Source organism: Nocardia terrae (genome assembly GCF_009760405.1).
Classification (GTDB): Bacteria; Actinomycetota; Actinomycetes; order Mycobacteriales; family Mycobacteriaceae; genus Nocardia; species Nocardia terrae.
In genome coordinates this window covers 132,157-157,786 of the sequence record NZ_WRPP01000011.1, presented here as the reverse complement: position 1 = coordinate 157,786, position 25,630 = coordinate 132,157, and the positions used below count along the sequence as shown (strand labels likewise).

At 68.2% G+C, this 25,630-nt stretch carries 27 protein-coding genes; 14 read left to right on the top strand and 13 right to left on the bottom strand.

The window, feature by feature from the left end; genetic code table 11:
- The first annotated feature begins 77 nt into the window (after window positions 1-77).
- The 5 genes from GPX89_RS37685 (at window position 78) to GPX89_RS37665 (ending at window position 5,419) form a co-directional block, all read left to right on the top strand.
- On the top strand, window positions 78-3,122 hold the full coding sequence (locus GPX89_RS37685) for a sensor histidine kinase (RefSeq protein WP_157392536.1): 3,045 nt from the start codon (window positions 78-80) through the stop codon (window positions 3,120-3,122).
- Window positions 3,119-3,529: a roadblock/LC7 domain-containing protein gene (locus GPX89_RS37680; protein WP_040812791.1), complete on the top strand. Its 411-nt coding sequence runs from the start codon at window positions 3,119-3,121 to the stop codon at window positions 3,527-3,529. The genes GPX89_RS37685 and GPX89_RS37680 overlap by 4 nt, the downstream gene beginning before the upstream one ends.
- Window positions 3,530-3,540: 11 nt before the next feature.
- Window positions 3,541-3,918: a DUF742 domain-containing protein gene (locus GPX89_RS37675; RefSeq protein WP_040812792.1), complete on the top strand. Its 378-nt coding sequence runs from the start codon at window positions 3,541-3,543 to the stop codon at window positions 3,916-3,918.
- A 112-nt stretch (window positions 3,919-4,030) separates the two neighbouring features.
- Complete coding sequence (locus GPX89_RS37670) at window positions 4,031-4,633, top strand: GTP-binding protein (protein ID WP_157392647.1); 603 nt, start codon at window positions 4,031-4,033, stop codon at window positions 4,631-4,633.
- Between the two features lie 21 nt (window positions 4,634-4,654).
- Entirely contained in the window at window positions 4,655-5,419 is a 765-nt protein-coding gene (locus tag GPX89_RS37665) for an MHYT domain-containing protein (protein WP_157392535.1), read from the top strand.
- 24 nt (window positions 5,420-5,443) lie between these two features.
- Here the strand turns inward: GPX89_RS37665 and GPX89_RS37660 are convergent, their stop codons facing one another.
- On the bottom strand, window positions 5,444-6,229 hold the full coding sequence (locus GPX89_RS37660) for a VOC family protein (protein ID WP_157392534.1): 786 nt from the start codon (window positions 6,227-6,229) through the stop codon (window positions 5,444-5,446).
- 216 nt (window positions 6,230-6,445) lie between these two features.
- Here GPX89_RS37660 and GPX89_RS37655 point away from each other — a divergent pair, with 216 nt between their 5' ends.
- On the top strand, window positions 6,446-7,474 hold the full coding sequence (locus GPX89_RS37655) for a DUF1906 domain-containing protein (RefSeq protein ID WP_157392533.1): 1,029 nt from the start codon (window positions 6,446-6,448) through the stop codon (window positions 7,472-7,474).
- A 325-nt stretch (window positions 7,475-7,799) separates the two neighbouring features.
- Window positions 7,800-8,024 (top strand): hypothetical protein, encoded by a 225-nt coding sequence (locus tag GPX89_RS37650; protein WP_328602761.1) that lies wholly within the window; start codon window positions 7,800-7,802, stop codon window positions 8,022-8,024.
- Window positions 8,025-8,045: 21 nt separating this feature from the next.
- On the opposite strand, the gene rpmF is transcribed toward GPX89_RS37650, so the two are convergent.
- The 3 genes from rpmF to mrf are packed head-to-tail and all read right to left on the bottom strand — an operon-like array spanning window position 8,046 to window position 9,818.
- On the bottom strand, window positions 8,046-8,219 hold the full coding sequence (rpmF, locus tag GPX89_RS37645; protein WP_157392531.1) for a 50S ribosomal protein L32: 174 nt from the start codon (window positions 8,217-8,219) through the stop codon (window positions 8,046-8,048).
- A 2-nt stretch (window positions 8,220-8,221) separates the two neighbouring features.
- Window positions 8,222-8,506: a type B 50S ribosomal protein L31 gene (locus tag GPX89_RS37640; RefSeq protein WP_157392530.1), complete on the bottom strand. Its 285-nt coding sequence runs from the start codon at window positions 8,504-8,506 to the stop codon at window positions 8,222-8,224.
- Between the two features lie 4 nt (window positions 8,507-8,510).
- Window positions 8,511-9,818 (bottom strand): ribosome hibernation factor-recruiting GTPase MRF, encoded by a 1,308-nt coding sequence (gene mrf, locus GPX89_RS37635; protein WP_328602760.1) that lies wholly within the window; start codon window positions 9,816-9,818, stop codon window positions 8,511-8,513.
- Between the two features lie 110 nt (window positions 9,819-9,928).
- Here mrf and rpmB point away from each other — a divergent pair, with 110 nt between their 5' ends.
- From rpmB to rpsR, 4 genes are read left to right on the top strand one after another with little or no spacing between them, the layout of a single operon-like run.
- Complete coding sequence (gene rpmB, locus GPX89_RS37630; protein ID WP_157392528.1) at window positions 9,929-10,165, top strand: 50S ribosomal protein L28; 237 nt, start codon at window positions 9,929-9,931, stop codon at window positions 10,163-10,165.
- 12 nt (window positions 10,166-10,177) lie between these two features.
- Complete coding sequence (rpmG, locus tag GPX89_RS37625) at window positions 10,178-10,348, top strand: 50S ribosomal protein L33 (protein WP_157392527.1); 171 nt, start codon at window positions 10,178-10,180, stop codon at window positions 10,346-10,348.
- Between the two features lies 1 nt (window position 10,349).
- The gene (gene rpsN / locus GPX89_RS37620) at window positions 10,350-10,655 is read left to right on the top strand and encodes a 30S ribosomal protein S14 (protein ID WP_328602759.1); all 306 of its coding nucleotides are present in this window, start codon (window positions 10,350-10,352) and stop codon (window positions 10,653-10,655) included.
- A gap of 33 nt (window positions 10,656-10,688) precedes the next feature.
- Window positions 10,689-10,943, top strand: coding sequence for a 30S ribosomal protein S18 (gene rpsR / locus GPX89_RS37615; protein ID WP_040695439.1), 255 nt, complete (start codon window positions 10,689-10,691; stop codon window positions 10,941-10,943).
- Between the two features lie 90 nt (window positions 10,944-11,033).
- On the opposite strand, the gene GPX89_RS37610 is transcribed toward rpsR, so the two are convergent.
- On the bottom strand, window positions 11,034-11,594 hold the full coding sequence (locus GPX89_RS37610; protein WP_328602758.1) for a LysM peptidoglycan-binding domain-containing protein: 561 nt from the start codon (window positions 11,592-11,594) through the stop codon (window positions 11,034-11,036).
- Between the two features lie 215 nt (window positions 11,595-11,809).
- Here GPX89_RS37610 and GPX89_RS37605 point away from each other — a divergent pair, with 215 nt between their 5' ends.
- Window positions 11,810-12,262 (top strand): hypothetical protein, encoded by a 453-nt coding sequence (locus GPX89_RS37605; RefSeq protein WP_157392526.1) that lies wholly within the window; start codon window positions 11,810-11,812, stop codon window positions 12,260-12,262.
- 81 nt (window positions 12,263-12,343) lie between these two features.
- Here the strand turns inward: GPX89_RS37605 and purH are convergent, their stop codons facing one another.
- The 6 genes from purH to sucC form a co-directional block, all read right to left on the bottom strand.
- On the bottom strand, window positions 12,344-13,948 hold the full coding sequence (purH, locus tag GPX89_RS37600; protein ID WP_328602757.1) for a bifunctional phosphoribosylaminoimidazolecarboxamide formyltransferase/IMP cyclohydrolase: 1,605 nt from the start codon (window positions 13,946-13,948) through the stop codon (window positions 12,344-12,346).
- Complete coding sequence (gene purN, locus GPX89_RS37595; RefSeq protein WP_198347788.1) at window positions 13,945-14,601, bottom strand: phosphoribosylglycinamide formyltransferase; 657 nt, start codon at window positions 14,599-14,601, stop codon at window positions 13,945-13,947. Before purN ends, purH begins: the two co-directional genes overlap by 4 nt.
- 81 nt (window positions 14,602-14,682) lie before the next feature.
- Window positions 14,683-16,239: a cell division protein PerM gene (locus GPX89_RS37590; protein ID WP_157392525.1), complete on the bottom strand. Its 1,557-nt coding sequence runs from the start codon at window positions 16,237-16,239 to the stop codon at window positions 14,683-14,685.
- A gap of 141 nt (window positions 16,240-16,380) precedes the next feature.
- Complete coding sequence (locus GPX89_RS45670) at window positions 16,381-17,382, bottom strand: DUF5336 domain-containing protein (RefSeq protein ID WP_157392524.1); 1,002 nt, start codon at window positions 17,380-17,382, stop codon at window positions 16,381-16,383.
- 271 nt (window positions 17,383-17,653) lie between these two features.
- Window positions 17,654-18,568, bottom strand: a complete 915-nt coding sequence (gene sucD, locus GPX89_RS37580) for a succinate--CoA ligase subunit alpha (protein WP_157392523.1) — start codon at window positions 18,566-18,568, stop codon at window positions 17,654-17,656.
- Window positions 18,569-18,581: 13 nt separating this feature from the next.
- On the bottom strand, window positions 18,582-19,748 hold the full coding sequence (gene sucC, locus GPX89_RS37575) for an ADP-forming succinate--CoA ligase subunit beta (RefSeq protein WP_157392522.1): 1,167 nt from the start codon (window positions 19,746-19,748) through the stop codon (window positions 18,582-18,584).
- Between the two features lie 709 nt (window positions 19,749-20,457).
- On the opposite strand from sucC, the gene GPX89_RS37570 reads away from it, so the two are divergent.
- Window positions 20,458-21,444: a M23 family metallopeptidase gene (locus GPX89_RS37570; protein WP_407939545.1), complete on the top strand. Its 987-nt coding sequence runs from the start codon at window positions 20,458-20,460 to the stop codon at window positions 21,442-21,444.
- A gap of 25 nt (window positions 21,445-21,469) precedes the next feature.
- Here the strand turns inward: GPX89_RS37570 and GPX89_RS37565 are convergent, their stop codons facing one another.
- Entirely contained in the window at window positions 21,470-21,724 is a 255-nt protein-coding gene (locus tag GPX89_RS37565) for a Uma2 family endonuclease (RefSeq protein WP_328602780.1), read from the bottom strand.
- A gap of 694 nt (window positions 21,725-22,418) precedes the next feature.
- Window positions 22,419-24,059: a glucose-6-phosphate isomerase gene (gene pgi / locus GPX89_RS37560; RefSeq protein WP_328602756.1), complete on the bottom strand. Its 1,641-nt coding sequence runs from the start codon at window positions 24,057-24,059 to the stop codon at window positions 22,419-22,421.
- A 119-nt stretch (window positions 24,060-24,178) separates the two neighbouring features.
- Between pgi and GPX89_RS37555 the strand changes: the two genes are divergently transcribed.
- Window positions 24,179-25,630, top strand: coding sequence for an NAD-dependent succinate-semialdehyde dehydrogenase (locus tag GPX89_RS37555; RefSeq protein WP_157392519.1), 1,452 nt, complete (start codon window positions 24,179-24,181; stop codon window positions 25,628-25,630).

The following is a 25,630-nucleotide window of genomic DNA, read 5'->3' as shown; positions in this document are numbered from 1 at the left end:
CGCGGGTTCGACCCCAAAGCCGTACAACCGCATACGTACCCGGGGTCAATCGTGAAAGCGGAGGCGACGGAAGCGGGATGGAAGCAGCACCCCGGTCCTGGCAATTCAGCCTGTCCAACTGGCCCGTTACCCGCAAGGTCGGGATCGTGCTGGTGCTCCCGGTGCTCCTCGCCGCGACGTTCGCGGTACTGCGCATCAACAGCGAATTGCAGACCATTTCGAAACTGAGCGCGGCGTCGGACCAGATGAGCATCATCCGCTCGACGGCCGCATTCGTCGCCTCCACCAATGATCTCGCGGTCACCGCCATCGCCGGCGACAACCAGGACGTCGACCCCGCGCTCGACGCCGCCGCGACGAAGTTCGATCAGGCCGCGGCGGCGTACGACACCGCGATCAAGGAGTCCAATGCCGACCCCGCCATCGCCAAGGAGCTGACCACCGCCATCGCGGAGGCCAAGAGCATGCGCAACAGCCTGCGCAGCAGCTCCCCGCAGACCATCGGTGACCAAGCCGATGCCGTGCACACGCGAGTCCAGAACTCGCTCATCAACACCATCACCGTCGGCGACCTCCGTGTACAGCAGTCCTTCCTGCAATTCGGTGCGGCGCTCACCTCCTCGCGCCTGCTCACCCAGGAACGCGTCATGCTCGCGGTGCCCGGCGCGGCGAGCAACCCGGCGCTGCGCACCAAGCTGCTCACCGCTCTCGGCGCCGAGATCACCATGATCGAGGTGTACCGCGGCATGGCGCCGGAGTCGGCGCAGAACGCCGACCTGCTCAAGGACAATGCCGGTGCGCGCGTCGGCATCCTCATGCAGAACGTGCCCGACCCGGGCAGCCTGCCCGCCATGCAGGACTCGCTGCGCACCAGCGCCGATGCCTACCAGAACGAGATCACCGCGGTCGCGAACGCCATGGACAGCAAGCTGTCCCGGCTCATCACCGAGGCCCGCAACAACGTGTTGCGCGATACCTCCGTCGTGATCGGGATGCTGCTGGCCGGTCTGGCCCTGGCCCTGGTCGTGGCCCGCTCGCTGGTCGTGCCCGTGCGCCGCCTGCGGCGAGATGCCTTGCAGGTGGCCCACATCGACCTGCCCCAGGAACTCGAGGTGGTGCGCGCCGGCGGCGCGACGCCCGAGATCAGCCCGGTCGACGTGCACACCACCGAGGAGATCGGGCAGCTGGCCCGCGCCGTCGACGACATCCACTCCCAGGCGTTGCACCTGGCCGCCGAGCAGGCGCGACTGCGCCTGCAGATCGGCAACATGTTCGAGACCCTTTCCCGCCGTAGCCAATCCCTCGTGGAGCAGCAGCTGGGCCTGATCGAGGAGCTCGAGCGCGACGAGGACGACTCAGAGCGCCTGCAGTCGCTGTTCCGCCTCGACCACCTCGCCACCCGCATGCGCCGCAACGGCGACAACCTGCTGGTGCTGGCCGGAACCGCGCTGCGCCGTGGTCATCTCGCGCCGGTGCCGCTGTCGGACATGCTGTGGTCCTCGGTCTCGCAGGTGGAGGACTACCAGCGCGTCGAGATCGGCACCGTGCCCGACGGCATCGTCGCCGGTGAGCCGGCCGTCGACATCGAGCACCTGCTGGCCGAGCTGATCGACAACGCGCTGCGCTACTCCCCGCCCACCACCCCGGTGGCGGTGTCGGTGGCGCGCGCCGTCGACGGCGGCTACCTGATCGAGATCACCGACCGCGGTCTGGGCATGAACGCCGAGGACCTGCAGGGCATCAACGACCGCCTGGCCTCCGGTGGCGAGGTCAATGTCGAGACCGCCCGTCGCATGGGTCTTTTCGTCGTCGGCCGCCTGGCCAAGCGGCACAACATCACCGTGAGCCTGCGCCGCACCTCGGCCATGGTGCAGCAGCCGGGCATCACCGCCAGCGTGCATCTGCCGGGCAGCCTGGTCTCGCCCGCGCCGGAGCGCACCGGTGACCCGACCGGCCAGTACGCGGTCCCCTCGGCGCTGCCGGTGCCCCCGGCCGCGCTGGCCTCGGGCCCGATCGCGCTGCCCACCGGGCCGAATCCGCTGCCCACCGGGCCGAATCCGCTGGCCACCGGGCCACATTCGCTGACGAACACGGGTCCGAACTCGCTCGCGACCGGACCGGTCGGCCTGCCGTCGGGCCCGTCCACCGGTCCGCAACCGATCACGCCGCCGCGACTCATGCCGGTGCCCAATCCGCCCGAGCCCGCGCCGTCCACCACCACCGGGCGCTTCGCGACCACCAGTTCCGGCCTGCCGCAGCGCAAGCCGGGCCTGGACACCGGCGAACAGCCGGCCGTACCGGCCTTCCGCGGTGAGCAACCGCACCGGGATCGCTTCTCCGACGGCTTCACCGACGCGTTCAGCGAACCGGACGAGGCCCGCGCCTACGGCGTGACCGCGCTGCGACCCCAGTCCGAGCCGCCGCAGCCGGAACCGGAGACGCCCGAGCCCGCACCCGCCCAGATGGACTTCTGGGGCGAGGCAGGCGCGCAGCAGACGTCCGAGCCGGTGGCCCCGATCACCGGGGGCAACAACTACGCGTACGGCTTCAGCGCCGAGGCGGAGAGCGCGGGCACCTCGTTCGGCAACGGCTACAGCGCTTTCGGCACCGGCGAGCACCCCGTGGCCCGCCCCAGCGAGGACGGCTACGTCGTCGCCGGCGCACCCAACGGCAACACCGGCTACGGAGCCACCGACATTCGCGGCAACGAGGCCACCGACATTCGCGGCAACGACGCCGCACCCGCCGCGCCGCGGCCGGTCGCTCCGCAGGCCGGGCCGCGCCCGGCGGGCGATGCCCCGGCCCCGATCTTCCAGCGCATGGTTTCCGAGTGGCTGGTGGAACCGGCCGCCACGGAAGCGGACAGCGCGGCGTGGTCGTTGAGCTCGGACCCCGGCTGGGCCGCGGCCGAGGAGGCGGCCAACCCGAACACCAGTAGCCGCACCCAGGGCGGGTTGCCGATTCGGCGGCCCGGAGCCCAGTTGGTGCCCGGAGCCGTCGCCCAGGAGGACGACGGCGAAGGCCGCAATCCGGAAGAGATCCGCAACAGCCTCAGCAGGCATCTCAGCGGCGTCCGTTCCGGGCGGGCTGACTCCCAGTACAACGACGGAGGGCATGCATGACCGACACCCAGAGCACCACCACGGATGAGAACCTGAACTGGCTGGTCACTCGCTTCACCCGGGAAGTGCCCGGCGTCTCGCACGCCGTCCTGGTCTCCGCGGACGGCCTGCTGCAGGCCACCAGCCCGCACCTGCCGTCCGATCGCGGCGAGCAGCTGGCCGCGGTGACCGCCGGTCTGGCCAGCCTGTCCGCCGGTGCCGCACAGCTTTTCGAGGGCGGCAAGGTGATGCAGTCCATCGTCGAGATGCAGCGCGGCTACCTGCTGGTCATGAGCGTGGGCAATGGCTCGCACCTGGCGGTGCTGGCCAACAAGCAGCACGACATCGGCCGGATCGGTTACGAGATGGCCCTCCTCGTCGACCGCGTCGGGTCCGTGGTCTCGGCCACCGCCCGCACTGCCTCCTAGATGAGCCGCCCATGACCAATCCCCTTGGTGGCGGCGGCAACCGGCCGCCGACCACACGTGTTCGCCCCTACGCGCTGACCTCCGGTCGCACCGAGCCGGCGGTGGAGCTGCCGCTCGAGGCGGTCGTGGAGACCCTGTCCTACACCGCCCATTTCGACTGGCCCGCCGGTGACGTGCGCACCGAGATCCTGCGCCTGGGCACCGCGCGGCTCTCGGTCGCCGAGATCGCCGCGCACCTGGGACGGCCGCTGGGCATGGTCCGGGTGGTGATCGGCGATCTCGTGGTCGCCGGAACCCTGCGCGTGCATTCGACCTTGAGCGATCAGGCCACCTTCGACGAGCGGCGCTCCCTGATGGAGAGGACCCTGCATGGGCTCCGGGCCCTCTGACAGCGGCTATCCGGGCCCGCACGGCGCGCCCGCGTACACGACCGGGAACATGCCCGCCTATACGACCGGGAACATCCCGGCGTATACGACCGGGCAGTTCGCCAACCCGGCCCTGCAATTCCCGCCGCGCCCCGGAGAGGAGGCCCGCACGGCCTCCACCAAGATCGTCGTGGCGGGCGGTTTCGGCGCGGGCAAGACCACCTTCGTGGGTGCGGTCTCGGAGATCGTGCCGCTGCGCACCGAGGCCATGGTGACCGGCTACTCGGACGGGGTCGACGACCTCGCCGCCACGCCGGGCAAGGAAACCACCACGGTGGCCATGGATTTCGGGCGCATCATCCTGCCCGGCAACCTGGTGCTGTACCTGTTCGGCACGCCCGGGCAGCGACGGTTCTGGTTCATGTGGGACGACCTGATCCGCGGCGCCATCGGCGCGGTGGTGCTGGTCGACACCCGCCGCATCGAGGACAGCTTCGCGGCCGTCGACTTCTTCGAGGCCAAATCGCTGCCGTTCCTGATCGCGGTCAACCGCTTTCCGGATGCGCCGCGCTTCCCGGTCACCGAACTGCGCGAGGCGCTCAGCGTCCGCGACGGAGTGCCGATCGTGGACATCGACGCCCGCGATCCGATCGAGGTGCGCCGGGCGCTGGCCGCCGTCACCGAGTACGCGATCGAAAGGCTGATGGCGGCGCAGCGCGAAAACGCACGCGGATAACGGTTCCAGGGGAGTGACCGAATGATCTATTTCTCGATGGGCTACTGGGTCATCGCCTTGGCGCTGATCGTGTCCTTCGCGGGCGCGGCCTGCGGCCTGGCGTGCATCCGCCAGTCCACCAAGTCGGTGACCCAGCGCTTCCGGCTGGTGTGGCAGTTCGTGGCCGCGGTCTCGATCGGCGGCGTCGGCGTGGCCATGCCGATCTTCGTGTCGATGCTGGGCTTCGACGTGAAGGGCAGCCCGCTGCGCTACGACAGCGTGGGGATCACGCTGTTCTCGGTGCTGTCCGCGGTGGCGGTGATCCTCGCGATGCTCATCAACGGCAGGCAGCTGGTGTGGTGGCGGTTGCTGGTGGGCGCCGGCGTGATGGCCTTCGGCATCGGCGACGTGCATCAGTTGCTGCTGAACGCGATTCGGGTCCAGGGCAGCGTCGAGCAGAGCCTGGTGTCCATCGTGGCGGTGTACGTGATCGCGTTCGTGCTCTCGGCGCTCACCCTGTGGTTCAGCCTGTGGGTGGGATCGGTGCCGATGGTGCTGCTCGGCGCCGCGGTGTACGCGGTCCTGGTGACCGGCATGCACTACGCCGGACTGACCGGGCTGCAGGTGCACATCGATCCGTCCCAGCCCACCCCGCACGGGAACGTGCTGTTCACGTTCTTCGTGCCGTTCTTCATCATCGGCACGCTGTCGCTGGCGATTCCGATCACGGCCATCCTGGTCGCCCCGGACCGCCGCGAGGCGCGGTCCGCTGCTCCGGCCGTCCGGCGGCCGGAGACGGTGCACTGACCTGCTTTTCGAGGACGTGCCGGCTCAGTCGGCCGTGGTGGTCGGATCGAGCAGGCCGAACAGTTCGCCCTGCGGCGCGGCCATGATGGCCATCCGGCCGAACGGCCCGTCGGTGGCCGACATGAGCACGGTCGCGCCCAGTTCGACGGCGCTCGCGATACCGGAGTCGATGCCCTCGAACTGGAACCAGGTCAGCCAGTAGGGCACCTCGGCCGCCACGCCGTTGACGCTGTCGTCGTTGATGCCGCCCACCGACTCGCCCCCGCCGGGCGGGGTGAAGGTGGCGTATCGCATGTTCTCGTCGTCGAATTCGGTGAAGGTGTACCCGAAAATCTCGCCGTAGAAGGATTTCGCCGCCTCGAAATCGCCGGTGTGCAGGTCGTTCCAGACCAGCGCGCCGTGCTCGTTGTACACGGCCGCGCCGTCGTGCGCCCGTGCCTCCCAGACCGCGAAGGGCGCGCCCGAGGCGTCGGCGGCCACGAACATGCGGCCGAACTCCATGACGTCGAAGGCCGGTACGAGCAGGGTGCCGCCCGCGGCGGTGACCTGCTCGGCGCACTTGTCGGCATCGGCCACCGCGAGGTAGGTCGTCCACACCGACGGCACGCCGTCCTCGGGTTTGGGCCCGATCCCCGCGACCGCCTGCCCGTCGCGCAGGGCCATCAGGTAACCCCCCGAGTCCTCCCCGCCGCCTTGCACATCCCAGCCGAACAGCGCGGCATAGAACTCACCGGCCTCGAGCGGATCGTCGACCTGGCAGTCGACCCAACACGGTGTGCCCGGGGGCCAGGCCTCATTGCGTACAGGCATCGGTCATCCTTTCCCGCCTCCCCGCGACTTCAGCGCCCAACTGAGAGCCGTTGACAGGCATGCATGCGAAGTGGAGTTGGGAGCCAACCCGATCCTGGACGTCCCCGGCGAGTTACCCCGATCTCACGAGATCAGTTGTCGCGTTGGCTATAGCCGACCAGTCAACCACCGCAATTACGACCCTCCCGGCGTGTCGGGCCAATTACAGTGAGAGCCATGCGATTCGGGCTGGACTACGCCGCAGGTCGTCCCGCGCCGAGTGCCATCAAGGCCGAGGGGTACGACTTCATCGTGGGCTATCTTTCCCCGGGAGGCCCGACCCTGCCGGGCAAGCTGCTCACCCCCGCGGAAGCGGACGACCTGCGCGCACACGGCATCTCCATCGTCTCCAACTGGGAGACCACCGCCGTCCGCATGCTGGACGGCTACGGCGCGGGCGTCACCGATGCCCGCTCGGCACTGGATCAAGTACTGCGATGCGGCGGGCGACCGGATCGCCCTATCTACTTCTCCGCCGACTTCGATGCCACCCCGCAACAGCAGACCCCCATCGACGCCTATCTGGACGGGGCCGCCAGCGTGCTGGGACGCGCGAATGTCGGCATATACGGCGGCTATTGGCCGTTGAGCCGGGCACTGGACAACGGATCGGCGACCTGGGCCTGGCAGACCGTGGCCTGGTCGGGAGGGAATGTCGATCCGCGCATCTCCATCTTTCAGACCGGTGAGCAGGTGACGGTCGACAACGTGCCCTGCGACGTAAACCAAACCGACCGAGCCGATTTCGGCCAATGGGATGCGGGAACGGAGGAACCGGACATGACACCGGAACAGGACCAGATATTGCGCGACGTCCAGACCCAACTGCGCGGCCCCGGGCTCGAGGGCTGGCCGCAACTGGGCACCAACGCCGCCGGTCAGAATCTGACCGTGGTGGACGGGCTGGCGGCCGCGCTCACCCACATCTATGAGTTGCGCACCGAGATCAGCGATCTGGAGGCCACGGTCGCCGAGCTGAAGGCCGAGCTGGCACACGCCCCGGCGAGCCAGCACTGGCCGTTCCCCTTCTCGCTCGTGGAGGGTCCGGCCACCGCGGTCGCCGATCAGCTGGCAAAACTGGAGCAGTTGCTGCCCGGCGTGCCGTTACCCGGCTGGGGCACCGGACCCAACGGCCATTCGGTCAAGCCCGCCGACAGTGGACAAGCTCCGGCGGGAACCAAGTCGAATGCGCCATCCGGCAACTGAATTGGGCGAATTGTCGGATTTTATCCGGCGCCCCGAAAATCGCCACGCGGTGGTCGAACGAGCGGGAAACCCTTGCTGAACTGGCCTTGAAGTGGCGATGAGCGGGTTCTTCTGTATTCAGAAGAACCCGCCCTCAAGGCACGAGGATACCGTCGCCAGGCCACGAGTTCACAACTTTGGGAAGACTTTTTCGCACATCCGAAACAATCGGACGCCCGAACGAGGGGTCCGCAACACTCGAGCAGTTCTCTGGTGGGACAGCAACTTCGGGGCTATTGTCGGCCTCGTCCGATCTCTTGCTCAGTTCCAGATGAAGGAGGCTCTCGTGGCCGTCAGCGTGGTACTCGACAAAGCTCTCGACAAGGCCTATGAGACCAAGGCACTCGACGACATCCTGGCCGCACCGCCCTCGGCGCTGGCCGGACTGACCGAAAAGCACGACGCCCAACTGCTCGAGGCCCTCGGCATCAAGACCATCGCCGACCTCGGCAAGAACAAGTACTTCCGCCTCGCGGCCACCCTGGTGGACCTGGCCACGAAGGAAGGCTAGCGGGACCCGCGGCCTGATCGGTCAGAGCTTCCCCGGATCGATCAGGCCGCGCTCCACCGCCCGCGCCAGTTTGCGCGGCACCTTGTAGACCGCTCCCCCGACCTTGACCGGGATCAGATCCGGCGGAGTCGCCTTCCACTGCGAACGACGGCTGTGCGTATTGGCCCGCGACATTCGGCGCTTGGGAACGGCCATTGTCAGTTCTCCTTGTCGATCGTCGAATGGCGGTTGCCGCGAACTCGTTTGCCATAACGGCGCTCGAACTTCTCCACCCGGCCCGCGGTATCGAGCACGCGCTGATTTCCGGTCCAGAAGGGATGGGAATCGGAAGTCACATCGACCACCAGCAGCGGGTAGGTATTGCCGTCCTCCCAGTCGATGGTGCGGGTGGACACCGCGGTGGAACGGGTCAGAAAGCACTTTCCGGTGCTCACGTCCTGGAAGACCACCGGGTGGTAGTCGGGATGGATGCCCTGCCTCATCGGTTCACCTTTCGTTGTTACGGGTCGCGCCGTCCCCGGCGACGGGCGTGGATCGGTTTGTGTCACAAGGCTCTTCGTGCTGGTCGCCGAACGGATCGGCCCACAGCGCGACCCGCTCGGGCGCGAAACGCACCTGGCGCAGTTCGTCCTCGTCGACCAGCGCCCAGTGCAGCGCGTGCCGGATCTCCTCCGGATCGGAGTCGGCGACCAGGATCACCAGCGAGGTGTGGCGGTCACCGAAGTGCTCGTGCCAGCGCAGCGAGGCCAGCGTGGCACGCTCCGGGTCGACCTGCTCGAGTTCCCGGGATGTCATGGCGGCCAGCCACTTTCCCGCGCCGCCCACCCGCAGCCCACCGCCCGCGGATTCCAGCCACACCACCTCGTCGGGCTGGGTGGCCAGCCACACCCGGCCGCGGGCGCTCACCACGCCGTCCAGCAGCACGTCGATGGCCGAGTGCAGTCGATCGGGGTGAAAGGGGCGGTCGGTGGCGAATTCGACCAGTGCCACACCGCAATCCGGTTCCAGCGGAGGCGCGCCCGCCAGCAGCGGGGCATGCGGATCGAAGGGCGCGCCGCGGCGCGCGTCCGCGGGTACGCGGCGCAGCAGCCAGGTCAGGTCGTCCGTGTCCAGCGCGGCGGGCTCGGCCACGTAGGTGACGGGAGCGCGCGGGGCCAGGCGCGCCAGCACGGCGGTGGTGCGCTCGCGGTCCAGCAGATCGGCTCCGGAGTCGAAAACCAGCAGGGCGTCGGCGAATTCGACCTGGCCGACGGCCAGCTGGGCCATGGTGCGCTCATCCTCGGCGGTGGCGTGACCACGCTCGGCGAAGGTCTCGTCGCCGGTGGCGTCGGCCAGCCAATCGCGGGCGTCGACACAGGTGAGCACCGAATCGATCCGGACGGTGCGCCCGGCCGGGCCGTCGATCCGGCCGTTGACTCCGGTCACCACCACGTCATCGATGGCCTGGCACACCGCTTCCGCCTCGAAGGCCGGATCCAGCGCGAGCACGATGCGCCGCACCGAATCCCGCTCGGCGAGCAGGCACAGGTAGGGCAACAGATCGGCGCGCAGCGTGCAGGAGACGCACCCGTGCGCGAGTTCCAACACGGTCACGCTCTCGCGCCCGACCGCTCCATCGGCGGCACAGCTGCGAACGATGCGCCGCACCACGCCCTGGCGGAGTTCGCTCAGGTCGTGGCGGACCACGACGGTTCCCGGCCCGGCGCCGAGCAGCCGGGCGGCCCGTTCGACGCCCTCGGCGGCGCGTCCGGGGAGTCCGGCGAGGACGAGCACGGGCTTGCGTTGGGACGCCACCGGTCCCCCTTTCGACAATGATTTTCAATTACCGAGGAGTCAATGTACCTTGGAATAAGTTCGTTGTCGAAAACGATTGTCAGTAACGTCCAACCAGGAAGGGAGTGCCCATGTCGGCGATCTGCCAGGTCACCGGTCGCAAGCCGGGCTTCGGCAAGTCCGTGTCGCACTCGCACAAGCGGACCAACCGGCGCTGGGACCCCAATATCCAGCGCAAGACCTACTACCTGCCCAGCGAGGACCGGCGCATCACGCTGCGAGTCTCGGCCAAGGGCATCAAGGTCATCGACCGCGACGGCATCGAAGCGGTCGTCGCTCGCCTGCGTGCCGCAGGCGAGAAGATCTGAGAGGAAACAGCAATGGCATCGAAGTCGACCGACATCCGTCCCGTCATCAAGCTGAAGTCCACGGCCGGAACCGGCTACACCTACGTCACCCGCAAGAACCGGCGCAACGATCCCGACCGGATGGTCCTCAAGAAGTACGACCCGGTCGCCCGCCAGCACGTGGACTTCCGCGAGGACCGGTGACGTGGCGAAGAAGTCGAAGATCGCGAAAAACGAAGAGCGCAAACTGATCGTGGCCCGCTACGCCGAACGGCGAGCGGAACTGAAGGAGATCATCCGCAAGCCGAGCAGCAGCGACGAGGAACGGTCGGCCGCGCAGTCCGCCCTGCAGAAAATGCCTCGGGACGCAAGTCCGGTACGATTGCGCAATCGGGACGCCGCGGACGGACGCCCGCGTGGTCATCTCCGGAAATTCGGTCTCTCGCGTGTGCGGGTTCGCGCGATGGCCCATCGGGGAGAACTGCCCGGTGTGCACAAATCGAGCTGGTAAGCATCCACGATCCGTGAGTGAGGAACCGCTGACATGGCAGTGAAGCGAGCACCGTCGAAGAAGGTCCGTGCCGAGCAGGCCCGCCGCCCGAAGAAGAATCCCCTGATCGCCGCCGGCGTCGAGACCGTCGACTACAAGGATGTGAACCTGCTCCGCACGTTCATCTCCGACCGCGGCAAGATCCGCAGCCGGCGCGTCACCGGCCTGACCCCGCAGCAGCAGCGCCAGGTCGCCGTCGCGGTGAAGAACGCGCGCGAAATGGCCCTGCTCCCGTTCACGAGCCGATAGGCGGTTCGCTGGAACATCGAAAGAGAAAGAGGCTCCGATGCTTTCGCATCGGAGCCTCTTCTTGTTTCAAAGTCCTTGGTGCATCCCGATTTACGGGATGGTCAGGACCTGGCCCACGTTGATGGCGTCCGGGTTGTCGATGCCGCTGGCGGCCGCGATCTCGCCGAAGCGGTTGCCGTCGCCGTAGAAGCGCTCGGCGATGGCCCACAGGGTGTCGCCCGGCTCGACCGTGTAGGTCTGCGCCGCGGGCGGCGGCGGGGGCACCTCCTCGGCGACCGGGGCGGCCTCGGCCACGGGCTCCGGGGCCGCGAGCGGGTTGTCGGTCTTGGTGTCCGACGCCCACAGCGGGCTGCCGTCCTTGCCGTACAGCACGACATTGCGGTCGGCCTGCACGACCAGGCGATCCGCGTCCTTGCCGTTGGTCTCGGTGGACCAGGCGGCGCCGTCGCCCTTGTAGAGCACGAGGTTGCCGTCGTCTTGCAGGGCCAGGCGCTCGACGCCCTGGTTGTGGGTCATGCTCGCCCACACGACATTGCCGTCCGGCTCGGTGAGCACGAGATTGCCATCGGATTGCAGCGCCAGGGTGTAGGCACCACCTGTCAACGACTCTCCCGCCTTGAGTTCTTCTCCAACCCTCAGTGTGTCGCCCACGGTGTGTCCTTTCGGGAGATGGTGATCATAGGTAAGACGATGGCACGGAAGTGCATTGGCGCATCTGAATCGAGATTACCCACGACGCACCGGTCAGCGCAGGGATACGCGCCGGGTCTGCGAAGATTTCGGCGTGTCGTCGCCAGAAATTCGCCAAAGTAAGGAACCGGCGATGCCGAACCAGCCGACCGGTCCCTGCCACTAGGGTGTCAGCCATGGACGGGACAAGGGGACGCCGCGTGATCGCTGCCGCCGCGATCGCGCTGATCGGGCTGGCCGCGACCGCGTGCAGCGGCTCGAAAGACACTGGCGGCCAAGCGAAATCCAGCAGCACCGCCACCAGCACGCCCACCGAGGCGCCGGGCGGCCAGATCGGGCGCCCCTTCACCGCCGACCCGGGCATCGTCGGCCCGCACAGCATCTCGTTCGACAGTTGGACCCGGCTCGCCCCCGACAAGATCGCGGTGAACTTCCAGACCGGCTCACCCGAGTGCTACGGCGTCGACGCCGCCGTCACCGAGACCTCCTCCACCGTCACCGTCGACCTGAAGTCCGGCACACTGCCCACCGCGGTCGGCAAGATGTGCACCATGATCGCGGTCTTCGGCACCCTCGAGATCCAGCTGAAGTCCCCGCTGGGAGATCGAAAGGTACTGAGCGCCAATTAGTTCCCGGAACGAGAAAGGGTGCGGATCGCGATTCGCGATTCGCACCCTTTCCCGATTCTGTTGTACCGCTATGCCATTCGCTCAGTGCGCGAAGTGACGCGACCCCGTCAGGTACAGCGTGACCCCGGCCTCGCGGCACAGGTCGATGGTGTCCTTGTCGCGGATGGAACCGCCCGGGTGCACGATGGCGCGCACGCCCGCGGCCACCAGGATCTGCGGGCCGTCCGAGAACGGGAAGAAGGCGTCCGAGGCCGCCACCGAACCCTTGGCCCGGTCACCGGCGCGCTCCACGGCCAGCTTGCAGGAGTCGACCCGGTTGACCTGGCCCATGCCCACGCCGACCGCCGCACCGGCGTCGGCCAGCAGGATGGCGTTGGACTTCACGGCCCGGCAAGCGCGCCAGGCGAATTCGAGATCGCGCAGGGTGGCCTCGTCGGCGGCCTCGCCGGCGGCGAGGGTCCAGTTGGCGGCGCTGTCGCCCTCGGCGTCGAGGATGTCGCGGTCCTGCAGCAGCACGCCGCCGCTGACCGGGCGCAGTTCCGCGCCCTTGCGCTGGGCCGGATCGGCCACCAGCACGCGCACGTTCTTCTTGCGCTGCAGCACCTCCACCGCGCCGTTGGCGTAGGCCGGGGCCACGATGACCTCGGTGAAGATCTCGGCGACCTGCTCGGCCATCTCGACGGAGACCTCACGGTTGGCCGCGATCACGCCGCCGTACGCGGAGACCGGGTCGGTGGCGTGCGCCTTGCGGTGCGCCTCGGCGATGTCCGCGCCGACCGCGATGCCGCAGGGGTTCGCGTGCTTGATGACCGCGACCGCGGGCTCGTCGAAGTCGTAGGCGGCGCGCCAGGCGGCATCGGCGTCGGTGTAGTTGTTGTACGACATCTCCTTGCCGTGCAACTGCTTCGCCTGCGCCAGCCCGGCCGGACCGGCCTCGTTGACGTAGAGCGCCGCGCCCTGGTGCGGGTTCTCGCCGTAGCGCAGCACGTTCTCGCGGTTCCAGGTCGCGCCGATCCAGGCCGGGAACTTGTCCGCCGCTTCGGATTCCGGCGCGGCGGCCGGAACGGCCACATTGGTCATCCAGCTCGCGACGGCCACGTCGTAGGTGGCGGTGTGCTGGAAAGCCTTGGCGGCCAGGGCGGTCCGCTCGGGCAGGGTGAAACCGCCCTGCTGCACGGCCGCGATCACCTCGGCGTAGTCACCGGTGTTCACGACCACCGCGACCGACGGGTGGTTCTTGGCGGCGGCGCGCACCATGGACGGGCCGCCGATGTCGATCTGCTCGACGCACTCGTCGACGCTCGCGCCCGAGGCCACGGTCTGGGTGAACGGGTACAGGTTCACCACGACGAGCTGGAACGCCTCGACCCCGAGCTCGACGAGCTGGTCGACGTGCTCCTCCTTGCGGGTGTCGGCCAGGATGCCGGCGTGCACGCGCGGGTGCAGGGTCTTGACGCGACCGTCGAGGGTCTCCGGAAAACCGGTCAGGTCTTCGACTTTGGTGACCGGGATGCCGGCGTCGGCGATCTTGTTGGCGGTCGAGCCGGTCGAGACCAGCTCCACGCCCGCCTGATGCAGGCCCGTGGCCAGTTCGATCAGACCGGTCTTGTCGTAGACGCTTACGAGGGCCCGCTTGATCGGCTTGCGTTCGGCTGCGCCGGACTGTCGTTCGCTGCGCTCACTCACCGGAGAACTCGCTCATCTGGAATAACTGCCTTTCGTCCATCGGAGACAATGCCTCGGGTAGCGACAGCGGCGACGACCTCCGCCAACAACCGACGCTCCACGACCTTGATGCGCTCGTGCAGGGTGTCCTCGTCGTCATCGGGCAGCACCGCGACCGCCTCCTGCGCGAGGATCGGCCCGGTGTCCACACCCGAATCGACCAGGTGCACGGTCGAACCCGTGACCCGGACGCCGTAGGCGAGCGCGTCCCGCACCCCGTGCGCGCCGGGGAACGCGGGCAGCAGCGCGGGATGGGTATTGATGATGCGACCGCCGAAACGGTCCATGAACGTGGGCCCGAGGATCTTCATGAAGCCCGCGGACACGATCAGGTCGGGCTGGAACACCGCGACCGTCTCGGTGAGCGCGACATCCCATTCGGCGCGGTTCGCGAAATCGCCCAGCGCGACCTGGAACGAGGAGACGTCGAACGCCTCGGCGTGGTCGGTGGCGGCACAGTCGCGGTCCACTCCGACGGCGACGACTCGGGCGGGATACCCCGGCCGCCGGGTCGCCTCGAGCAGCGAACGCAGCAGAGATCCGGTGCCGGAGGCCAGCACGACGATGCTCGCGGGCGCGGTCGGCGGCAGCAGCTGGGCGGGCGTGGAACTCAGCGCACTACTCCCTGGGTATCGGAGCGGGATGGGGACGGCGGGGGCAACTCCGCCGCCTAAAGAGTAACTATCGCCCGATTGCTACTTGTCCGGCAGGTCTCCCTCTACCACCTCCGCGTCCACGATGTCGGGGTTCTCGGCGGATTTCACAGCGGCGGCGGGGTCGGGATCGTCCTGGTCCTCGACCAGTTCGGCGTCGAGCGCGCCGTCGAGATCGGACTCGTCGTACCAGCCGCCGTTGCCGTCGGGCCCGTCCTCGGAGTCGCCCTCCGCGGCCTGTTCGTCCTCGAATTCGTCGTCGTACTCGTCGTCCTCGTATTCGTCGTCCGCGTAGTAGTACTCGTCGTCCGCGTAGTCCTCGTCGTTGTAGTACTCGTCCTCGTACTCGTCATAGGCGACCGCGCCGACGGCCGCCGGGCCACCGAACCACCGGGCCCCCAGCATGCCCACGTATCCGGCGACGGCCAGCCACACGAACACCAGCACCACGGTCACCACGTCGGGCGCGATCCGGCCGAAGGTGCCCAGCTCGCCCCCGGCCAGCGCGCCGAGCAGCGCCATGACCACGGCCGCCACCCCGGCGGCGGTCAGCGTCGCCCACGGCGCGGCCGCCCGATCCCGCGACGTGCGACCGCAATCCAGCCCCGACAGCACGCCCACGGCCGCGGGCGCGACCAGCAGCGCCAGCCACCACACCGCCACCGGACCCGCGGGCACCGCCGCGGCCACCGGCACCGCGGGCACCGGCGCACCGTGAATCACGAACAGGCTCAACGATCCCGGACCGATCTGCACCTGCCCGCCGACCAGCACGCTCACCGCGTCGACCGCCACATTCGGCAGGTAGGCCAGCGACAACACCGTCAAACCCAGTGCGCCGAAGGCATTTCCGGCGGCATGATAGGTGTCGCCGAGCCGGGACCAGTGTGCCAGGAAGGACACCACGGTCACCGCGGTCGCCACCGCCAGCAACCGGCCCACCGACCGGACGCCCGCGCGCAGACCGGGAATCAGCCAGTCCGGCAAGGGAAACGGGAGCAGGTCGGCGACATCACGCCAGCGCCGCACACCGATGCCGACGGCCGTCGCCAGCAGATTCAGGCCGAGTACCCAGGCGAAGGCCGCCAGGGTGTCCGGCGGCTGCAGCGCCACCACCGCGGCCGCGTCGCGGGCCACCGCCAGGCATACCGCGGTGATCACCAGCGGTCCGCCCACCGCGGCCGCCACCACCCAGCCCAGCTCGTTCGTCTCGTAGTCGAACTCCGTGGCCTCCGCGCTCTCGCGGGCCACCAGCCACAACGCCAGCGCGGTCGGCAGCAGCGGCCACAGCCCGATCCCGGTCTTGCCGATCACCAGCGGAACCTGGTGCACCGCAAGCCAGCTCGCCGCGATCGCCCCGGACGACCCGTTCGTCCCGCTGCCCGCCGCGAACAAGGTGCCGTAGACAAGGATGAAGATCACCAGCATGGTGATCGCCGACGGCCGGGCGGCCACCAGCATGAGCACCCGCGCGCGTTCGGGAGTGAGCGACCCGAACCCCCCGCCCCGCGACCGCACCGGCGGTCGCGGCGACTCACCCGGCGACTCCCGCAGATCGGGATCGCTCAGGCGAGCCAGGGCAGTTCTCGGGGCATTCATGGACAACCAGCGTGGCAGCATCTCGGAAACCGGGGGGTCAGGCGCGCCGGTCGACCGGCGCACAGCACTTGCTTGGAATCGGGCACGGCAAAGAAAACGGCCCCCGGTGACACACCGGAGGCCGCCCTCATGAACCGGAAACTACTTGTCGTCCTGGCCCGGTCGGAACGCACGGGTGGCGTCGGCGGCCGGATCCGACGACTGCTCGCCGCCGAACGGCTGCGCCGGGCGCTGCGCCTGACCACCGAAGTGCTGGGTCGCGTCCGCGCTGCCCGCGGGCTGCTGCGGCTGCTGGCCGTACGGCGACTGCTGGCCGTAGGACGGCTGCTGCGGCTGCTGACCGTAGGACGGCTGCTGCTGACCGTAGGTCGGCTGCGAACCGGTGCCGTATCCGGCCGGCTGCTGACCGTAACCCTGCTGACCGTAGGAGGACTGCCCGGCCTGCTGGCCATAGGACGGCTGCCCGGCCTGCTGGCCGTACGAAGACTGCTGCGGCTGCTGACCGTACGAGGGCTGCTGCGGCTGCTGGCCGAAGGCCGAGAACTGCGACTGCGGCCCGGTCGTGCTGAACGGCTGCTGCGGCTGGCCGTAACCACCCTGCGGCGCGGCCGGTTTCGGCTCCGGAGCCTTGATGATCTCCATCTCGAACAGCAGCGCCACGACGGCCACCACGGCCTGCACGAAGGCCAGGAACAGGATCGCCCAGCCGCCCCACTTCAGCGAGTAGCCCTCACCGAGGTCGAAGGAGCTGAACAGGATGGCGAGGAACCCGGCCAGCGACGCGGCCGCCACGAGTGCGGTGTTGCTGCTCGGCTTCGGCAGCAGCGACAGACCCGCCAGCAGTCCCGCCAGCAGCAACAGCGCCACCAGAGCGCCACCGCCGGTGAACTGGAACAGGCTGTGGTCGGCCTTGCCCGCGCCACCCAGGTCGAAGCCCTCGAAGGGCGCGAAGCCCATCAGGAAGTTGATGACGCCGAGCGCGGCCACGCCCACGGCGAGGAAGAACGGCAGCCCCTTGCCCGCGATGGGCGACGATCCCGAACCGGCAGCGGGAGCGCCTGCGGGCTGCGAGCCGTATCCGGGTGCGGAAGAGGGCGTCGGCTGGGGCGCGTTGTATCCCGAGCCCCCGGTCGGGTATGACATGTCGTCGTCTCCTATCGAGTCGTGAGTGGTTCACGAACCTTTACCGACGCTACTGCACTTGACGGCCGGGGGCACCATCTACCACCCGCCGTGGCCTTACCGCAATACCTGAATCGGCGCAGAACACGACCGCTTTACCCGATGCGATCCGCCCGCAAACCCACCGATTCCTCACACCCCGCGAATCACGAAGGCCGCCTGTCGAATTCGACAGGCGGCCTTCGTATTCAGCTGTTCGAGCGGGCGTACCCACTCACCGCTCACGAGAACATCAAGCGCTGATGGAAGCCTTCTCGAGGATCTCGCGCGCCAGGGCGGCGGTCTCCGAAGGCGTCTTGCCGACCTTCACACCGGCCGCCTCGAGGGCGTCCTTCTTGGCCTGGGCGGTACCGGCCGAGCCGGACACGATCGCGCCCGCGTGGCCCATGGTCTTGCCCTCCGGCGCGGTGAAGCCCGCGACGTAGCCGACGACCGGCTTGGTGACGTTGGCCTGGATGTAGGCCGCGGCCCGCTCCTCGGCGTCGCCGCCGATCTCGCCGATCATGACGATGAGCTTGGTCTCCGGGTCCTTCTCGAACGCCTCGATGGCGTCGATGTGGGTGGTGCCGATGACCGGGTCGCCGCCGATGCCGATGGCGGTGGAGAAACCGAAGTCCCGCAGCTCGTACATCATCTGGTAGGTCAGGGTGCCCGACTTGGAGACCAGGCCGATCGGGCCCTTGCCCGCGATGTTGGCCGGGGTGATGCCGACCAGCGACTCACCCGGGGTGATGATGCCGGGGCAGTTCGGGCCGATGATGCGCGTCTTGTTGCCCTTGTCCACGTTGTAGGCCCACGCGTAGGCGGTGTCCTGCACCGGGATGCCCTCGGTGATGACCACGAGCAGCGGGATCTCCGCGTCGATGGCCTCGATGATGGCGTCCTTCGAGAAGGCCGGGGGCACGAAGGCGATGGAGGTGTCGGCGCCGGTCTTCTCCATGGCCTCGGCCACGGACGCGAACACGGGCAGCTCGACCTCGTTGCCGTCCTTGTCGGTGTGCTTGACGGTGGTGCCGGCCTTGCGGGCGTTGACACCGCCGACCACGTTGGTGCCCGCCTTCAGCATCAGGGCGGTGTGCTTGGTGCCCTCGCCGCCGGTGATGCCCTGGACGATGACCTTGTTGTCCTTGTTCAGGAAGATAGACATGTTCGTGGTTCCTTTACTTGGCCGCAGCCAGCTCGGCAGCCTTGTCGGCGCCTTCGTCCATGGTCTGAGCGAGAGTCACCAGCGGGTGGTTGAAGTCGGAGAGGATCTTGCGACCCTCCTCGACCTTGTTGCCGTCCAGACGGACGACCAGCGGCTTGTTGGCCTCGTCGCCCAGGGTGTTCAGCGCGCCCACGATGCCGTTGGCGACCGCGTCACAGGCGGTGATGCCACCGAAGACGTTCACGAACACGGACTTGACCTGCGCGTCGTTCAGGATGACGTCCAGGCCCGCGGCCATGACGGCGGCCGAGGCGCCGCCGCCGATGTCGAGGAAGTTGGCGGGCTTGACGCCGCCATGGTTCTCACCGGCGTAGGCGACCACGTCGAGGGTCGACATGACCAGACCCGCGCCGTTGCCGATGATGCCGACCTCGCCGTCGAGCTTGACGTAGTTGAGGTCGTTCTCCTTGGCCTTGAGCTCGAGCGGGTCGGTGGCGTCGATATCCGCGAACTCGGCGTGGTCGGGGTGGCGGAACTCGGCGTTCTCGTCCAGGGTCACCTTGCCGTCGAGGGCCAGGATCTCGTCGTTGGGGGTGCGAACCAGCGGGTTGACCTCGACCAGGGTGGCGTCTTCCTTGATGAAGACCTCCCACAGCGCCTGAATGGTCACCGCGGCCGCGTCCAGGATGTCGGCGGGCAGGTGGCCCTGCTCGGCGATGGAACGGGCGAAGGCCAGGTCGACACCCTTGACGGCGTCGACGGGCACCTTGGCCAGGCGGTCCGGCTTGGTGGCCGCGACCTCTTCGATCTCCATGCCGCCCTCGACCGAGCACATGGCCAGGTAGGTGCGGTTGGAGCGGTCCAGCAGGAAGGAGATGTAGTACTCCGCGGCGATGTCCTTCGCCTCGGCGACCAGGATCTTCTTGGTGATGTGGCCCTTGATGTCCAGGCCCAGGATGTTGTTCGCGTGGGTGAAGGCGTCGTCCGGGGTGGCGGCGTACTTCACGCCACCGGCCTTGCCGCGGCCACCGACTTTGACCTGCGACTTGATCATTACCGGCTTGCCGATTTCTTCGGCAATCGCACGCGCGTCCTCAGCCGTATCAGTGACGCGGCCCTCGGACGAAGGCACTCCGTGCTTCACGAAGAGTTCCTTCGCCTGATATTCGAAGAGATCCATGTACTCACCGTCTCGTCTGCGTTGTTGTGACAACGTCTTGGTTGGCGGCCCGTCGTCGGAGGCGGGTCGGCTCGGACTCTAATCAGTCACATGGAGCGGAAATCAGCCGCATACAGCCTAAGTGGCGCAGGTCACGGTACTGTCTCCGGTGCCCTAAAAGCCCTTGTCAATGCTACTCATCGGTAGCTTGTTGGCCCGGCGCCAGGTGGAGCACACGAATCCCGGAGAGTGACGCTTACTACTACGTAGCGTCGTGGACAAAACTCACTTGGTTACCCCCAGCACAGTGAGCACATTCCCGTCCATAACGTGATGAATGTCACAGCATCGTGTCGAACCATGTCCATCGCTTGCTGAGCCGCAATCGTTTCGTTACCGTCGTTGCGGTCGATGTCACAACCCGGTCACGGACAGGAGGACGGCAGGCTTGACGCAGCACAGCCCCCGACGTGCCCACCGCTACCGCGAGGACGCCGAGAACTACAGCGGTGCAACGAGCTTCGACGCACCCGCCTCGCAGACCGCGGTCGCCCACGGCGAGTGGGACGCCACCCAAGCCTGGAACTCCGACGCGGACTGGAACGGTGACGCGCAGTGGAATTCCGGCGCGGAGTGGGCCGCCGGCCAGCAGTGGGATCAGTCTCAGCAGCAGTGGGATCAGTCCCAGCAGTGGAACGAGACTCAGCAGTGGGAAGAGTCCGGACCCGAAGTGGACTGGAACGCCCAGACCACGGTGAACGGCTGGGCCGCACCGAATCCGAATGATTGGGCCCCGCAGTCGCGGACCAATTGGGATCCGACCGCGGACCCGACCCCCTCCGACGAGTATCGCCCGGTTTACACGTTCAAGACCGCGTCCGGCGAGAAACTCCAGTTCTCCGGCGACGGAGCGCGCGTGAATCGCGCCGCGCGCGAAGCCGATTCCGACGACGAGGACCGTCCGACCCGCATCGGCGGCAAGCGTCGCGCGGGCGGCACCCACCGGGTGCCCGCCCCGCCCACCGCCCTCAAGGGTCGCGCCGCGGTCATCGCGGTCGCCGCCGGCGCGGTCGTGGCCGCGGGTCAGGCCACCATCGAGTCCTCGAGTCACGACAGCAGCAATGTCGACTACCAGGCCGCCAACCAGGTCAAGGAAGTCGCCGCGACCTCGGTGGTCGGCGGCGACGGGTCGACCGGTTCACCGCAGGTGGTAAGCCCGAACGCGCCCGCGAGCCTGGACCAGTTCAACGACATCCTGGAGAAGGGCAAGCAGTTCGCGGCCGATATGGCCAACCAGGAGGCGTCGAAGTACCGCCCGCTGTGGACCAAGTTCGCCAACGGCACCTTCACCTCCGGCTTCGGCATCCGCTGGGGCGTCGCGCATCAGGGCGTGGATGTCGCAGCGCCGATCGGCACCCCCATTTACGCGGTGGCCGACGGCACCGTCCTCGAGGCCGGTCCCGCTTCGGGTTTCGGCATGTGGGTGCGCCTGCTCCACGATGACGGCACGGTGACCATCTACGGCCACATCGACACCGCCACGGTGTCCCAGGGCCAGCGCGTCCTGGCCGGCGATCAGATCGCCACGGTCGGCAACCGCGGTTTCTCCACCGGCCCGCACTGCCACTTCGAGGTCTGGCTGAACGGCGTCGACAAGATCGACCCGCTCCCCTGGCTGGCCTCCCGCGGCATCTCCCTCGGCCCCGAACGCGACTGACCCGCCGACTCCCGAAGGCCGCCCGTCACAACTGACAGGCGGCCTTCGTCGTCGACGCACTCGGCGAGTTCATCTGCCGGTCGATCACCCAGTAGTGTGCGATGCCGTTCGCCGCGTGCTCACCCGCCTTGATGGAGTGGTCCCGCAACGCCGATTCACTCGATGAGCTGATTTCGACAGCCAGCGCCATCCGGTCGCTCCGAACCCGCGTCTGATCGAACACCTCTTCGCGCGCCACAACCAGATCGGATACGCGACGTTGCGACTTCCCTACCGGCAGTTCAGCGTCGATCTCTGGATAGGACTTCCCACCCTTCAGGAAGCTGGTCCTCGAGCTGAATCGTCAGGTTCTCGAGGACACGGCTGTGAGGCGGCGCGGGGGCGAGCATTCACGAGCAGGAATCCGTTCTCGATCTCGTAAACGAAGCTGTTATCGACTGGTAGAGCGTCGAATTCCTCCACGGTGATAGGCCGCATGTGCGGATTCGGTAGGGGCGCGGCCGCGATGTTCGCCATGCGGCACGGCTTGATCGACACCGAGCCGCCGGGATGAGCGGCGCAAGATCGGGTGAACGACCGATGTGGGCGCACCGGCCCCGATCGTAGAACTGGAAACATGACTACCAACCTTGTTTCCGAATCCACCGAGAGCGCCTGGCCCGCGGCCGGTCTGCTGCTCGATTCCCTTGTGCGCCGGGACTTCCCGGACATGGCGGCCTGCCTGGGGCCGCAGGTGCGCTTCCGCGCCATGGTGCCGCCGGGCCGGTTCGAGACCTGGTTCGGCGGCCCCGACGAGTTCGAGGTGGTGGATGCCGCCATCGGCCAGGTGGGCGACGGGGTGTACCTGCGCTGGCGTGTCCACATGACGTCGGCGCGCCCGGCCGCACCGCCGAACAGCACCTGTTCGCGACGGTCACGGATCGGATCGAGGGCCTCGACCTGCTCTGGTCCGGCCGGCAGCCGGACCGCCCCGCTCAGTGACGGTTCGAGCGGTACCAGCCGATCAGGGAGTCGGTGGAGGAATCGCCTTGGGGCGCGGGCGCTTCCGCCGAGGTGAGCAGGGGCTCGAGGGCGAGGGCCTGGGCCTTGCCGAGTTCCACACCCCACTGGTCGAAGCTGTCGATGCCCCAGATCGCGCCCTCGGTGAACACAATGTGCTCGTAGAGGGCGATGAGCTGCCCGAGGACCGACGGGGTGAGCTGGGGGGCGAGGATGGCCGTGGTGGGACGGTTACCCGGCATCACCTTGTGGGGCACGATCTTCGGGTCGGTGCCCTCGGCGGCGATCTCCTCGGCGGTCTTGCCGAAGGCCAGCACCTTGGTCTGGGCGAAGAGGTTCGACATGAGGATGTCGTGCATGCTGCCGGTGCCGTCGATGGTCGGGAGATCGTCGGTGGGGCGGGCGAATCCGATGAAATCGGCGGGGACCAGCTGGGTGCCCTGGTGCAGCAGCTGGTAGAAGGCGTGCTGGCCGTTGGTGCCCGGCTCGCCCCAGAAGATCTCGCCGGTGCCGGTGGTGACCGGAGTCCCGTCGGCGCGAACGGATTTCCCGTTCGACTCCATGGTGAGCTGCTGCAGGTAGGCCGGGAAGCAGGCCAGGTCGTTGGAGTACGGCAGCACCGCGCGCGACTGCGCGCCGAAGAAGTTCGAGTACCAGACCCCGAGCAGGCCCAGCAGCGCCGGACCGTTCTCGCTCAGCGGCGCGGACGCGAAATGCTCGTCCACGCGGTGCATTCCGTCCAGGAACTCGGCGAAGCGCTCCTTGCCGATGACCGCCATGACCGACAGGCCGATGGCCGAATCCACCGAGTAGCGGCCGCCGACCCAGTCCCAGAAGCCGAACATGTTGGCGGTGTCGATGCCGAAGTCGGCGACCCGCTGCGCGTGCGTGGACACCGCCACGAAGTGCTTGGCCACCGCTTCCTCGCCCAGCGCCGCCACCAGCCAGCGGCGCGCCGCCGTGGCATTGGTGAGCGTCTCGAGCGTGGAGAAGGTCTTGGACGCCACGATGAACAGCGTGGTGGCCGGGTCGAGCCCGTGCAGCTTCGAAACCAGGTCCGCCGGATCGACATTCGACACGAAGCGCGCGGAGATGCCCGCGTCCGCGTAGTGCCGCAGCGCCAGCGTCACCATGGCCGGGCCCAGATCGGAGCCGCCGATGCCGATGTTCACGACGGTGGCGATGCGCTCCCCCGTCGCGCCGCGCCACTGCCCGGAGCGCACCTGATCGGTGAATTCGCCCATGCGCCGCAGCACTTCGTGCACGTCGGTCTCGACGTCCTGGCCGTCGACCGTCAGCGATTGCCCGGCGGGCCTGCGCAGCCACACGTGCCCGACCGCGCGATCCTCGGAGGTGTTGATGTGCTCGCCCGCGAACATGGCGTCGCGCCGCTGCTCGACCCCCGCGGTGTGCGCCAATTCGACCAGCAGATCCAGGGTCTCGCGCGTGACGCGATGCTTGGAGTAGTCGATACGCAGATCCGCGACCTGCACCGTCAGCTCATCGCCGCGCGCCGGATCCTCGGCGAAGAACTCCCGCAGGTGTCGCGCGCCGATCGACGCATGATGGTCGTGCAGTTTCCGCCAGACCGCCGACGCGGTGATGTCGCTGCTCACCCGGGCGAGGTTACAACGTTGTGTATCTGACGCGCAGGTAACAACCCGTGATTCGCGGGATTCTCCCAGCGCTGAGCCGATTTCGTCGTACTGCCGACCGTCCGGCATAGGCTGAGCTCATGGTGACCGAAAGCTCCCTACTCTCGTCCATTCCCACGCAACTCTGGATCGGCGGACCGGTGGACGCCACAGGGGGTGCGACGTTCCCGGTGCTCAACCCGGCGACGGGTGAGGTCATTGCCCGGGTCGCCGACGCCACCCCCGACGACGGGGTACGTGCGCTCGACGCGGCGGCGGCCGTGCAGGCCGAGTGGGCCGCGACTCCGGCCCGGCAGCGCGGGGAGATCCTGCGCGCGGTGTTCGAGGCGATCACGGCGCGGGCCGAGGAGTTCGCGCTGCTCATGACGCTCGAGATGGGTAAGGCCCTGCCGGAGAGCCGCAATGAGGTGCGTTACGGCGCGGAGTTCTTCCGCTGGTTCAGCGAGGAGGCCGTCCGGATCCACGGCCGCTATCAGCCCGCCCCGGCCGGGACCGGGCGCATTCTCGTGCACAAGCAGCCGGTGGGCCCGTGCCTGGCCATCACCCCGTGGAACTTCCCGTTGGCCATGGGCACCCGCAAGATCGGCCCGGCGCTCGCCGCGGGCTGCACCATGATCGTGAAGCCCGCGGGCGAAACGCCGTTGACCATGCTGCTGCTGGCCCAGCTGTGCAGCGAGGCCGGGCTGCCCGACGGCGTGCTGTCGGTCATCACCACCTCGCACTCGGGTGCGGTGACCGCGCCGCTGCTCAACGATCCGCGCCTGCGCAAGCTGACCTTCACCGGTTCCACCCCGGTCGGCAAGAAGCTGGTCGAGCAGTCCGCGCACGGCCTGCTGCGCACCTCCATGGAGCTCGGCGGCAATGCCCCGTTCGTGGTCTTCGACGACGCGGACATCGACGCCGCGGTGCAGGGCGCGGTGCTGGCCAAGCTGCGCAACGGCGGTGAGGCGTGCACCGCCGCGAACCGTTTCCACGTCCAGAATTCGGTTCGCCAGGAATTCACCGACAAGCTGGTCGCGGCGCTGGCCGACTTCAAACTCGGCAATGGCGTCGACCCGGAGACCACGCTCGGCCCGCTCATCAACGAGAACCAGCTCGACACCGTGAGCGAACTGGTCGAGGACGCGGTCTCGGCGGGCGCGCAGGTCAAGCTGGGCGGCAAGGCCCCCGGCGGCCCGGGCTGGTTCTACCCCGCGACCGTTCTCACCGATATCCCGCCCGTGGCCCGCATCCTGCGCGAGGAGGTGTTCGGCCCGGTCGCCCCGATCGTCGGCTTCGACACCGAGGAGCAGGGCCTGGCCGCCGCCAACAACACCGAATTCGGTCTGGTCGCATACGTTTACACGCGCAGCCTGGACCGCGCCCTGCGAGTCGCGGAGGGTCTGGAGACCGGCATGGTCGGCGTCAACCGCGGCGTCATCTCCGACCCGGCCGCCCCGTTCGGCGGTGTGAAGGAATCCGGTTTCGGCCGCGAGGGCGGCTTCGAGGGCATCGAGGAATACCTCGACACCAAGTACATCGCCCTGCCCTAG